This window comes from Rahnella inusitata (assembly GCF_003263515.1).
GTDB classification, from domain to species: Bacteria; Pseudomonadota; Gammaproteobacteria; order Enterobacterales; family Enterobacteriaceae; genus Rahnella; species Rahnella inusitata.
In genome coordinates this window covers 48,949-61,386 of sequence record NZ_JYDE01000005.1, presented here as the reverse complement: position 1 = coordinate 61,386, position 12,438 = coordinate 48,949, and the positions used below count along the sequence as shown (strand labels likewise).

Genomic DNA, 12,438 nt, shown 5'->3' with positions numbered 1-12,438 from the left:
GGCGTGGCACTCGGCGCAGTGCTGGAAGGTTTTTCGTCCGGCCTTTCTTTGCTTAATCCGCTGGTGTTTGATCAGTTGCGTTTCTGGCAGGCCGGTTCGCTGGATATTCGCAGTATGGCGGTGATCCGTGTCGTAACGCTGCCTGTCGTTAGCGGCGCTGTTCTCGCTTTACTGATGACCCGCGCGCTCAATAATCTGAGCATGGGCAGCGATCTCGCCACCGCACTCGGCACGCGCATTGTGCCCACCCAGCTTTGCGGTCTGCTGGCCGTGACCTTGTTGTGCGGCAGCGCCACGGCGGCGGTTGGGCCGATTGCCTTTGTCGGACTGATTATGCCGCACATCGCCCGACATCTGGCCGGAACGGATCCGCGCTGGATATTGCCGTGGACGCTGGTGCTGACGCCTGTTTTGCTGCTGACGGCGGACATCGCGGGGAGGCTGCTGGTGCCGGGTGAACTGCGTGTTTCCATCGTGACGGCATTTATCGGCGCACCGGTGCTGATTCTTCTGGTGCGAAACCGCCACCTGATGAAGCGGAGCTGAAGATGACGACAATCACCGCTGTTATGACCCGTTCGCGCCATTTAGTGTTCTTTTCGCGACAAATATTGACTGTCATTTTGCTGATCATCCTGTGCGCCGCTCTGGCCATTTACGGTCTGGGCAGCGGTACCCTGTCGCTCACGCCTTTACAGGTGATCGACGCCCTGCGCGGAGAAGGGCCGCATAACCTGACGGTAATCGTCATGCAGTGGCGGCTGCCGCGTGTGGCGATGGCGCTGATTTTAGGCGCAGCGCTGGCAGCCAGCGGCGCGATTTTCCAGTCGCTGATGCGCAATCCACTCGGCAGCCCTGATGTCATTGGCTTCAATACCGGTGCCTACAGCGGCGTACTGGTCGCGATCGTGCTGTTTAACAGCGCGATTGCCGGTATTACCGTTGGGGCAATGGCGGGCGGATTGCTGACGGCGCTGGTGGTTTATCTGCTGGCGTGGCGCAATGGCGTTGAAACCTTCCGCCTGATTATTGTCGGTATTGCTGTGCGCGCACTGCTGGTCGCGGGCAATACCTGGCTGGTGATTTCGGCCTCTCTGGAATCGGCGCTGACCGCCGGATTATGGAGCGCCGGATCGCTCAACGGCATCACCTGGGCCAAAAGTCTGCCCGTATTGGGCCTGATTATTCTGGCGTGGGCGCTGGCGGCGCTGCTTTCACGACGAATGCATTTGCTGGAAATGGGTGACGATATGGCGCGTGCGCTCGGCGTGCCGGTAGAGCGCACGCGGCTGTGGCTCATGCTGGCGGGTGTCGGACTGACGGCCGCCGCTACCGCCGTCGCCGGTCCCATTTCATTTATCGCACTGGTGGCCCCGCAGATTGCCCGCCGGTTGTGTCCCAATCAGTCACAGCCGCTGCTGATTGCGGGTCTGACCGGCGCACTGCTGTTGCTGGCGGCCGACGTCGCCACCCAGCGACTTTTCCTTCCTTATCAGTTGCCGGTCGGGGTATTGACCGTGAGCCTCGGCGGTATTTACCTGATTGGCTTATTAATTCGTGAGTCGCGCAAAAAATGATGAACACAGACCGCCCGAACGCGATGTTGCAGGGTGAAAACCTGACCCTGAGCTATGACAAGAAAGTGGTGATCAGGGAACTGAATATCGTTATTCCACACGGCGAACTGACGGTGATTATTGGCCCGAACGCCTGCGGGAAATCTACGCTGCTGCGCACGCTCAGCCGCCTGACTGCGCCACAAACCGGCAGCGTGCTGCTGAACGGACGGCAGATCAGCGACTACGCCACAAAAGAAGTGGCTCGTGAGCTCGGTCTGCTGCCGCAAAGTTCGCTCGCGCCTGGTGATATTCTGGTGGAGGATTTAGTAGGCCGTGGTCGTTATCCGCATCAGCGCCTGTTCAGCCGCTGGAGTGACGCCGACCGGCTGGCGGTGAGCGAGGCGATGCAGGCGACCGGCATCAGTGAACTGGCCGACCGCCCGGTGGATACCCTTTCCGGCGGGCAGCGTCAGCGGGTGTGGATTGCTATGGTGCTGGCGCAACAAACGCCGTTATTGCTGCTCGATGAACCGACCACCTGGCTGGATATCACGCATCAGATTGATTTGCTGGAATTAATGCAAGATCTCAACCGCAAACTTGGCCGCACGCTGGTAGTCGTTCTGCACGATCTTAATCACGCCTGCCGTTATGCCACGCATCTGATTGCTATGCGCGACGGCAAAATTGTCGCCGAAGGTGCGCCATCAGAGATTGTCACCACTGCGCTGATTGAAGAGGTCTTTGGCCTGCGCTGCATGATAATCGACGATCCGGTTTCGCATACGCCGCTGGTGGTGCCGCTGGGAAGAGCGTCTTCGCCAGCGGCCTGAAACACTATCCCGCTAAGGTTCTTAAGAGGCGGTTGAGCAAAGGTCCCAGCGTTTTGAATGACGCCGGAGAGACGATGTCAACGTGCGCGCAATCGAGCGCGTGAACCTGTAGTTCATCGACATAGTGCGCCCACGTTTTCTGCACATCCATCCCCTGCGGCAGCGTCTGACCGGCGACAAACAGCGTGGCCTGACCGTGAAATCGCGCCGTTTTAGTGGCAGACAGCAGCCGCACCGAGTCCGCGTAGTTGGCTTCTATATGGTCAAACATGGTTTGCCGGGCTGCGATTTGTTCACCGTTGAGCGTCTGTTCAGACGCAGCGCGAAACTGAAGGCGTTCACGCTGAATTTCCTGCAAGACGTCGTCGTCAGGCTTCGTATCCCAGCTTTGCGTCTCCGGCGGATAAGTATCCAGCAGTCCGAGAAAGGCCACTTCTTCCCCCCGGTCCTGCAGGCGCGCCGCAATGCCCTGCGCCAGCGTGCCGCCGAGCGAATAGCCGATAAAATGATAGGGGCCGTGCGGTTGCACCGAGAGCACGGTTTGCAGGTGCGCATCGCATACCTGCTCCATATTCTGACAGACCGCCAGCGGCCCCTCCGGATGTGGCGACTGAATACCCACTACCGACCAGTGTTCGTCGAGATAGCGAGGCAACACGCTGAATTGCCATGCAAAGCCTGAGGCCGGGTGCAGGCAGAATAGCGTCGGCCCCTGGCCAGTGCGCAGCGATAACAGGGCATCAAAGCCGCTGCGATCCGCTTCTTCCTGCGAACGCTCTTCGGCCAGAAGGTCCGCCAGTTTCTCCACGCTCGAAGCCACCATCACCTGCCCGACTGAGACCGGTTTACCCAGTTCGCGGCGCAGGTCGGCGGCAAGTCGCATCGCCAGCAACGAATGCCCGCCGAGCGCGAAAAAGTCGTCGTCGGCAAAGACCTGTTCGCATTGCAACAAACGCCCGAACAGTGCGGCAATGTCACTTTCCAGCCCCGGCAGCGGTTCGCGCCCCTGCACCGTCGCCGCGCTTTGCGGTTGCGGTAAGGCTTTTCTGTCGAGCTTACCGTTGGCGCTGAGCGGCAACGCCTCCAGCGTCATCAGTACCACCGGCACCATATGTGCCGGAAGGCGTTCCGCCAGCACCGCACGCAGACTTTCGCCATCCAGCGCGACTCCCGGCTGAGCGACCAGATAGCCGACCAACTGGCGTGCGTCGCCGCCAGTGGCATCACTTTGGACCGCGCCCAACGTCATGGCATTGGTCACCGCCTGCTGTACGCCGGGCAGGGAAAGCAGCGCATGATCAATTTCGCTGAGTTCGATGCGCTGACCGCGGATTTTCAGCTGATCGTCGCTGCGCCCGAGGTATTCCACTGTGCCGTCAGGCAGCCAGCGCGCCACATCACCGGTGCGGTACATGCGCCCGCCATGCCCAAACGGATCCGCCACAAAACGGCTGGCGGTCAGATCTGGCCTGCCAAGATAACCCTTCGCCAGCTGATCGCCGGTCAGATAAAGATCGCCCGCCACGCCCGGTGGCACCGGCTGAAGCCGGGCATCGAGAATGCGCAATCCGGTGTTCCATACCGGCAGGCCGATAGGTACATTCGCTCCTTTTACTGCCGCCAGCGCATCGCCCCATGCCGGATGCCAGCTGACGTCCACCGCCGCTTCCGTCGGTCCGTAGAGATTGTGCAACGGCACGCCGGTTTTGCGCTGCCACAGGCGGCAAAGTTCAGCGGGCAGCGCTTCACCACTGCAAAATACCTGCCTGAGAGACGCGCATTGAGCGACGGCCTGCGGCGTGTCCAGCGCGCTGACGAACGCCGCCAGCATGGACGGCACAAAGTGCAGCGTGGTCACCTGATGCTGTTCAATCAGGCTCAGTAATTGTTGCGGATCCCGGTGCGCGTCCGGTGGCGCCATCACTAAACGCGCGCCTGCCATCAGCGGCCAGAAGAATTCCCAGACCGAGACATCAAAACTGCAGGGTGTTTTCTGCAACACGACATCCTGACTGCCGATCGGATAGTGATCCTGCATCCACAGCAGCCGGTTGACGATGGCCTGATGCCCGACCACCACGCCTTTCGGGCGGCCGGTCGAACCGGAAGTGAAGATCAGATAAGCGGCGTGTTCAGGCGTCGGGGCGTTCACCGTTAAGACCGGCGGCGCGAGTTCAAGCGGCCTTTCCACCAGCAATACCCGCCCCTGACCACTAAAGCGGGCAAGCTGGTCAGGGTGCGTCACGATAAGACGCGGACTGGCATCCTCCAGCATCATCCGCAGACGCTCATCGGGATAACCGGTATCAAGCGGCAGGTAGGCTGCGCCGACCTCGACAATCGCCATCAGCGTCAGTGAAAGGAACACCGAGCGCGGCAGCGCGACGGCGACAATATCGCCACGCTGCACGCCCTGCTGAATCAGCTGCTGCGCCAGCGCCGCAACCTGCTGGCGGGTTTGCGTATAGCTGAACTGATGGTGCTGATCCGCCAACGCAGGCGCGTGCGGCGTTCGTTCCGCCTGCTGCGCCAGTTGCTGACTCAGGGTACTTTTTACGACGTCGTGTCCGGTGGCGTTGACCCTTTCGAGCAACTTGTGGTCCGCATCACTGAGCAAATCCGCTGCGCCGACCTTCAGCGTGGCATCCTGTGCAAACTGCCTCAGCAACAAGGGCAGACGCTGCAAATGAGCGTGTAATTCGTCGCGGTCATAGCGTTCGGCATTGGCCAAAAGATCGACCGTCAACGCCCCGTCTTCCGCGATATGCAGTGAAATCTCCAGATCGCGCACCGGCCCGGAAACCAGATCATGCGTGATGCCCGCTACACCGTTAAAATCAAGGTGATAATCGAACATTTTGAAGTTGAATACGGTGCCGTAAAGCGGCTGCATATCTCCGGCCAGACCGAGATCTCGCGAGATTTGCTCGGCATCGTAGCGCTGATGGCGGCGGACAGTTTTCAGCTCATGGCGCAGGCTGACGGCAAGTTCCGTCAGGGTGATATCGGGATTGACGTGCATAGCCACCGGCAAAACGTTGATCACCGGCCCGGTTGCGCACAATGCCGCCGAGCCCATACGGCGCATAAAGATAAAACCGCTGCAAAAAGCCGTCTGACCACTGAGACGTGATACCCAAAGCGCCAACAGGGCGATGGCGATATCGCTGGCCGTCAGTTGCTGTGCCGTCTCCATCCCGACCAGCGCAGCGATCTGCGCGGCCTCGCAATGACATGACAGCCGGTGCTGACGCACGGAAGGCACCTGCCCGGCGAGAGGCTGCGGGCAGACGGTTGCAGGCGCGGGCAGCGTTTTGGCTTTTTCGCGCCAGAATGCGGCGTCACGTGTAAACGCCGGACTTTGCTGATAGTGCGCATACTCCTCAACCACGTCGCGAAAGGGTGCAAACGGCGAAATGACCGGTGTCCGCCCCTGTGATATCGCGGTGTAAAGTTGGGCAATACGACGGGCGATAGCAGTAAAGCTGAACCCATCGACCTGAATATGATGATAACGCTGATACCAGAACCAGCGCGCGTTATTGATCCGCATAAGCACATGCCGGTGCAGCATTTTACCGCTGAGAATGCGCCGTTCTTGCGCCAGATCCTGACGCATTAAGTTCAGCGCGGCCTGTTCAGGATCCGCGGACTGACGCAGGTCGATGCACTCCGGGGCAAAAGCCGGTGACGGCGCGCACGGTGTTTGCAACGCAATGCCGTCACGCTCTTCAAAGCGCATCGTGAGGGTATCGGCTTCGTTCAGCCCCTGAACAATGGCCTGCAACATCGCATCAGCGTCAAGCGCGCCATCAATTTCAATATAATGCGCGACAGTGTAAGCGTTACCGTGCGGCGAAAGCTGATCCGCCATCCAGATGCCGGGTTGCGCCGCCACCAGCGGCATCGCGCAGTCAGTCTGACTGGCTACGGGTAATACAGACGTGTCAGACACCGGCAGCCTCCTGTTTTGCAACGGTCACATCATGCAGACGCAGCGAGTGCGGACGCATATCGCGCCAGTGTTTTTCCAGCCATTCAGCACAGTGCGTTCTGACTGAGGGGCCGAACGCTATGCGCCAGCCGTCAGGCACCGCGAGCGCTTCCGGCCACAGGCTGTACTGTTGTTCATCATTGATCAGCACGCAGCAGACCGCCCTGTCGTCATCAAACGGATTATAATTTTCCAAAGCATTCTCCTTGCGGTTCATGCGCGGGTTGAGTCGTGACAAAATGTGGCGACCACAACATCGCCAGGCCGTCCATCAGTCCCCCGCGCCAGCACAGCGCATCATGCCCGCCCGCCACGGCGCGGTAATGCACCTGATGCGAAGACGTGTGGAGCAACGTCACCAGTTGCTGATTCATCCGGTGGATCAACGGCTCGTGCACGCCCGCTTCCAGAAAGATTTTCAGCGGCGCGCCCTTTCCAACGCCCTCTTCTATCTGACGCAAAAGCCAGCCCGACGCCTCGCCAGACTGACCCCGCTGCGGCCACCAGAATGAGCCGGACTGACTCAGCGCACAGCCAAACGTCTGCGGCCAGTGCAGGCAGGCGTAGAGGGAAGAAAGGCCACCAAAACTTTGACCAGCGATGACGGTGGTTTCCGGCGAATCACGAAAAGGTGCCCACGCGCGCAGTTGCGGGAGCAACTCTTCCTGCACTGCCAGCCAGAAATCGGCATTGCAGGTCAGCTCGCGGCTGCGATGTTCGGTGTCGATCACCTCAATCAGCAGATAGACCGCTTCCGGCAGCGCGCCCTGCTCCGTCAGCTGATGCAGCGGTTCCCAGACCGGCATCTGCTGAGACCAAAACTGGCCGTCGAGCAGGATAGCCAGCGGACGCGACGCCGGATCGTTTTCACCGGTGGTGTAAACCCAGACGGTGCGGCTGTTGCCAAGGCGCGGGCTATGCCACTGGTGTTTTTGTAAGACGGTGGGCGGCGCAGGCGTGCACAGGCCGCAACCGGTGGCGAAGTGGTCGAAATCACGCCAGGCAGGTTGCGGCGGTGCATCCGGCATATGCAGCCCGGACACGGGGTGTCCCCGGCCACCGGACCAGCTGCGGCGGGCATTGAGAAGATCGGAAGTGGCGGTCTTAAAGCGGTCACGCCACCAGTGGCGTAGTGCCATCATATTGGCGCGGGGATCGTCATCCTGCGGGGAAAAAGACCGGCTTTCGGTGGAAGGCATAAAGCTGTAGCTTCCGCGCCAGCCCGCTTCCATTTCTGTTTGCCAGAACCAGACATCGGTGCCACTCAGACGTTGCAAACTGCGCGGAGGGTTGGGCTGATGATGATCCGTTTTGCCGGTAATATTGATCCACACGCGCTGATACGCCGAGGAAAACTCACTGCCCTGCGGGTCGCGCCAGAAGAAAGTCACCTTCCAGTTTCCCCGTCCGGTGGATTCAATCCAGGGCGTTCCGCGTCGGGCAATATCCAGCCACCAGCTGTCACTTCCCGCATGCTGACTTGCCAGAAGTGTGCCACTTTCAGACTCTGGTTCCATTTTAAACGTCCCTAATACCGTTGTGGTTGTTTTGTTTAACATACCAATAACTTAATAATTTATAACGAGTTACATCATCCAGAAATTTGTCAGGATTGAGTCAAACGATAAAGGGAATGGTATTGATAATTGTTTGCATTTGCAATAGTGTGTGTCAGCCCATCAGGGTTGGGCAGTTTTGACGACACACACGACAACCGATCCCACCACTGGTTTTTACCTCTTTACATGCAGCCTGTGCAGCCAGCGGTTAACGGATATACCGGACCAGGAACGCAAATGAACAACAAATTGTCACACTACTCTTTAGCGACACTTTTAGGATTAGGCCTCGGCGCCACCACTTTTTCGACCTCTGTAAGCGCCGCGACCGCGCCTGCCCCCACTGCTGAAAATACGTCGGAAACGGCTGACAGCAGTGAAACCACAGATGCCCGTGGCGACACCATTATGGTCACCGCCGCCCAGCAGAATTTACAGGCACCGGGCGTCTCGACCATTACCGCAGATGAGATAAAAAAACGGCCTCCGGCGCGCGATATCAATGAACTTATCCGCACCATGCCCGGAGTCAACCTGACCGGTAATTCCACCAGCGGCCAGCGCGGCAATAATCGTCAGATTGATATTCGCGGGATGGGTCCGGAAAATACCCTGACGCTGATCGACGGTTTGCCGGTCACGAGCAGAAACTCAGTCAGACAAGGCTGGCGCGGCGAGCGTGACACCCGTGGCGACACCGCCTGGGTTCCGCCGGAAATGATTGAACGTATCGAAGTGATCCGTGGCCCGGCGGCGGCCCGTTACGGCAACGGTGCGGCAGGCGGCGTGGTGAATATCATCACTAAACGCGATACCAAAGAGCTGCACGGTTCATGGAACACCTACATGAATATGCCGCAGCACGATGACGAGGGTTCGACCAAACGTACCGATTTCAGCCTTTCCGGCCCGCTCGGCGATCAGTTCAGCTTCCGCCTGTTTGGTGGCTACAGTAAAACGCAGGCTGATGCTCAGGACATCAATCAGGGGCACCAGTCACTGCGCACCGGCACCTACGCCGATACCCTGCCAGCGGGACGTGAAGGGGTCATCGATAAAAATATCAATGGCCTGCTGCGCTGGGATTTCGCGCGAATGCAGTCACTGGAATTTGAAGCGTCAAGTGGCCGTCAGGGCAACCTTTATGCCGGTGATACGCAAAATACCAACACCAGCGATCTGGTGAAAAGCATGTACGGTGAAGAGACTAACCGGATTTATCGTCAGTCCTATGCCGTCACTTATCGCGGCGGTTGGGACAACGGGGTGACCACCACTAACTACGTTCAGTACGAAAAAACCAAAAATTCGCGCATGAACGAAGGTCTGGCTGGCGGCACCGAAGGTATTTTTGCCAATGACGGATTCAGCACCACTAATCTGACAGATGTGCTGCTGCACAGTGAAGTCAGCGTGCCTTTCGATTTCATGATCCCGCAGACCGCGACACTGGGTACGGAGTGGAATCAGCAAAAAATGAAAGATCCCTCCTCTAATACCCAGGCGATGCTCGGTGGAACCATTGATGGCGTAGACAGTGCCAACCGCAGCCCGTACTCCTCGGCAGAGATTTTCTCGTTATTTGCTGAAAACAACATGGAGCTGACCGACAGCACCATGCTGACGCCGGGCCTGCGCTTTGATCATCACTCGATCGTCGGTAACAACTGGAGCCCGTCCCTGAATCTCTCTCAGGAACTGGGTGACGACTTCACGCTGAAAATGGGGATCGCCCGCGCCTATAAAGCGCCAAGTCTCTACCAGACAAACCCGAACTATGTGCTGTACAGCAAAGGTCAGGGCTGCGCCGCCAGCGCTGGCGGCTGCTACCTGCTGGGTAATGACGATCTGAAAGCTGAAACCAGCATCAATAAAGAGATCGGGCTGGAATTCCACCGCAACGGTTATCAGGCCGGTGTGACCTACTTCCGCAATGATTATCGCGACAAGATCGAAGCGGGATATCTGCCGAGCGGCACCTCAACCAATGGTAAAACCGACGTATATCGCTGGGAAAATGTGCCTAAAGCGGTAGTTCAGGGGCTGGAAGGAACGCTGAATATTCCGGTGACAGAGACCGTCGCGTGGAATAACAACGGCACTTACATGATTGAGAGCAAGAACAAAGAGACCGGCGATTATCTGTCGATCATTCCTGAGTTCACGATCAACTCCACGCTGAGCTGGCAGACAACGGAAGACCTCTCACTGCAATCCACCATGACCTGGTATGGCCGTCAGAAGCCGAAGAAATACAACTACAAAGGTGAAGCAATCAGCGGCAGCGAAAAACAGGAAGTCAGCCCTTACGCGGTGTTTGGCCTGAGCGGGACTTATACGGTGAACAAGTATGTCAGCGTCACCACCGGGATCGACAACCTGTTCGATAAACGTCAGTTCCGTCAGGGCAATGCCCAGACCGTCGGCAATGCCACCACCAACGCCTATATGTACGGTGCAGGTGCAGCCACTTACAACGAACCAGGCCGTACTTACTACATGAGCCTCAATACTCACTTCTGATCTGACGTGAGCCAAAAAAATGCCGCGACGGAGTCATCCGCGCGGCATTTTTTATTTAACCGGTGAAGTGAATGCGCAGAACGTCATCCGGTTCGCTGGCCTCTTTCTGTTTCGAGGAAGCCTGCTTTATGCTCACAAATAACGTCTGACCATCTTCGGACAGCGCCAGACTGTTAGGGTGTACCGGCGTGTCGATGGTGTGCAGCACCTTGTAGGTTTTGGCGTCGATCACGCTGACTTTTCCTGCCTCGCGGTGGGTGACGTAAATTTCGTTACGAACCGGATTGAAAAGAACCGCCAGTGAGACAGGCACATCGATTTTATGCAGCACTTTGCTATTTTCTGTGTCCACCACCAGCAGTTGCGGTGATTTTGAATCCGTGACAAAGGCGCGGTGCGTAGCCGGGTCCAGCGTGATATTCAGGTAAAAGTGTTCAGCATCCGCATCCAGTTTTACGCGCGAAATCACCGTTTGGGTTTTGGTATCGATGGTGATGAATTCGTTGTCCGCGTTAGTGACATACAGACGCGACGCGGCGCTGTCGAGCGCCAGACCGGTGGCGTATTTCCCCAGCCCTTCAATGGTTTTGCGCAGTTGCAGCGTACCGCCGTCAATTACCCATACCACGCTTTGATTGCCCAGCCCGCCCATATATACCGTGTCGGTGCTCTCATCGACGACCAGTTCGCGAGGCGCCAGCGGACGCTCGGTTTCGGTGCGCGGACGTTTATCCAGTACCAACGACCCTTTTACTTCCCCGCTTTTTGCATCCACGGCAGTGATGGCACTGTTAACCGTATTGCCGAGGAACAGGGTATCCGTCTTCTTGTTCATCGCCAGACCAAAAGGTTTCAGCTCATTGGGAATAGTTTGGGTGATGCTGAGGGTCGTCGGATCAATGCGGTATAACGCGCCGCCTTTATCCAGTTTCCGGCTGCCCGATGTCGCCAGATACAGCGCCTGCGGTGAGCGATAAACCAGCTCGTAAGCGCCTTTGCTGACCGGTTTGCGATCGACGGTAAAAGTACTTTCGGCCAGTGCGGTGCCGGAAGTGATCAGTGAAATTAACAATGCCAGCGGCAGGATGCGTTTCTTCATTAAGGGACAGGTGAAGCGTGCCATAAATCCTCTCAGACAAGATGATAAAACAACAGCGGCGGGCGCTTTCATACATCCTTTAAAACCACCCGCGCCGGAAAATTATTATCACAAATGATAATGCTTATCATTCTAATTGAATCTGTCATAAAAGACCATGCTGAGTGAGCACGTCATCGATTAAAAACGCACACAGGTCAGAGGGTTATGGATGTGATGGCATAACGTTTTGGGCAAGGTTTAGAACGCAGGAATGGCAGTGTATCCGCGCTCAGGTTGATATCACTTCTGATTAAATGCTCTGGTTCTCCCCTTTCGTGCGCATTTCAAAAACACCTGACCTGTAACCATCTGCAAATATCTTCATTAAAAAGTGCGTTAATTATGGCGGAAGTTTTCTTAACAACTAATTAGCAATTAAAGCTAAAGGTTGAAACACGAAAAGGTATCTATTGGGATCGTGCCTGACGAATATTTCAGCCTGGTTATTCATCCTGGTTGATTAAAGGCACTCGCGGAATAACCGATGTAGAACTTGACCTGATGAGGGGTAAATCCATGAAAAACTTAGTGAACGATATCATATCCATATTCTACCCTAAGACGGTTACGCCTGTTTTAGTTCGTACAGGATTATCGCATCGTGAAATCGCCTCCCTGCAAGCCGTCGGTGTGACCACGGTTTCCTGGGCCACCTCCATGGAGGAACTCAATAACGCATTTGTTAAAAAAGCGTTAGACGCAGGGGCTGCCGGCTATCACATCACCAATGTGGAATCACACAAGCCGGGCAAAGAAGATCAACACGTGATGGCCGCCACCGCGACCTTCTACCATATCAATCATAAAGCGGCTTATGACTGATGTTTCA

The 12,438-nt window shown here is 57.0% G+C and carries 9 protein-coding genes; 5 read left to right on the top strand and 4 right to left on the bottom strand.

Annotated elements, in window-relative coordinates; all coding sequences use genetic code 11:
* From TU92_RS03395 to TU92_RS03385, 3 genes are all read left to right on the top strand, one after another.
* The coding region (locus TU92_RS03395) for an iron chelate uptake ABC transporter family permease subunit (protein WP_168990323.1) at positions 1 to 546 on the top strand (546 nt) is incomplete at its 5' end.
* Positions 547 to 548: 2 nt separating this feature from the next.
* Positions 549 to 1,577 carry an iron-enterobactin ABC transporter permease gene (gene fepG, locus TU92_RS03390; protein WP_112164558.1) on the top strand — a complete coding sequence of 343 codons (1,029 nt, stop codon included), beginning with the start codon at positions 549 to 551 and terminating at the stop codon, positions 1,575 to 1,577.
* Positions 1,577 to 2,392 carry an ATP-binding cassette domain-containing protein gene (locus TU92_RS03385; RefSeq protein WP_112164557.1) on the top strand — a complete coding sequence of 272 codons (816 nt, stop codon included), beginning with the start codon at positions 1,577 to 1,579 and terminating at the stop codon, positions 2,390 to 2,392. Before fepG ends, TU92_RS03385 begins: the two co-directional genes overlap by 1 nt.
* A 4-nt stretch (positions 2,393 to 2,396) precedes the next feature.
* Here TU92_RS03385 and TU92_RS03380 read toward each other — a convergent pair whose 3' ends face one another.
* Genes TU92_RS03380 through fes form a run of 3 tightly spaced genes read right to left on the bottom strand, consistent with a single transcriptional unit; the run spans position 2,397 to position 7,903 of the window.
* Positions 2,397 to 6,299: an enterobactin synthase subunit F gene (locus TU92_RS03380; RefSeq protein WP_112164562.1), complete on the bottom strand. Its 3,903-nt coding sequence runs from the start codon at positions 6,297 to 6,299 to the stop codon at positions 2,397 to 2,399.
* A gap of 40 nt (positions 6,300 to 6,339) precedes the next feature.
* Positions 6,340 to 6,582 carry an MbtH family protein gene (locus tag TU92_RS03375; RefSeq protein WP_279633903.1) on the bottom strand — a complete coding sequence of 81 codons (243 nt, stop codon included), beginning with the start codon at positions 6,580 to 6,582 and terminating at the stop codon, positions 6,340 to 6,342.
* Positions 6,569 to 7,903, bottom strand: a complete 1,335-nt coding sequence (gene fes, locus TU92_RS03370) for an enterochelin esterase (protein ID WP_112164555.1) — start codon at positions 7,901 to 7,903, stop codon at positions 6,569 to 6,571. The genes TU92_RS03375 and fes overlap by 14 nt, the downstream gene beginning before the upstream one ends.
* A gap of 279 nt (positions 7,904 to 8,182) precedes the next feature.
* Here fes and TU92_RS03365 point away from each other — a divergent pair, with 279 nt between their 5' ends.
* Entirely contained in the window at positions 8,183 to 10,468 is a 2,286-nt protein-coding gene (locus TU92_RS03365) for a TonB-dependent siderophore receptor (RefSeq protein ID WP_112164554.1), read from the top strand.
* Between the two features lie 55 nt (positions 10,469 to 10,523).
* Here TU92_RS03365 and yncE read toward each other — a convergent pair whose 3' ends face one another.
* The gene (gene yncE, locus TU92_RS03360) at positions 10,524 to 11,567 is read right to left on the bottom strand and encodes a 7-bladed beta-propeller protein YncE (protein WP_112164553.1); all 1,044 of its coding nucleotides are present in this window, start codon (positions 11,565 to 11,567) and stop codon (positions 10,524 to 10,526) included.
* A 558-nt stretch (positions 11,568 to 12,125) separates the two neighbouring features.
* On the opposite strand from yncE, the gene TU92_RS03355 reads away from it, so the two are divergent.
* Entirely contained in the window at positions 12,126 to 12,431 is a 306-nt protein-coding gene (locus tag TU92_RS03355) for a YdgH/BhsA/McbA family protein (RefSeq protein ID WP_112164552.1), read from the top strand.
* Positions 12,432 to 12,438: the final 7 nt, after the last annotated feature.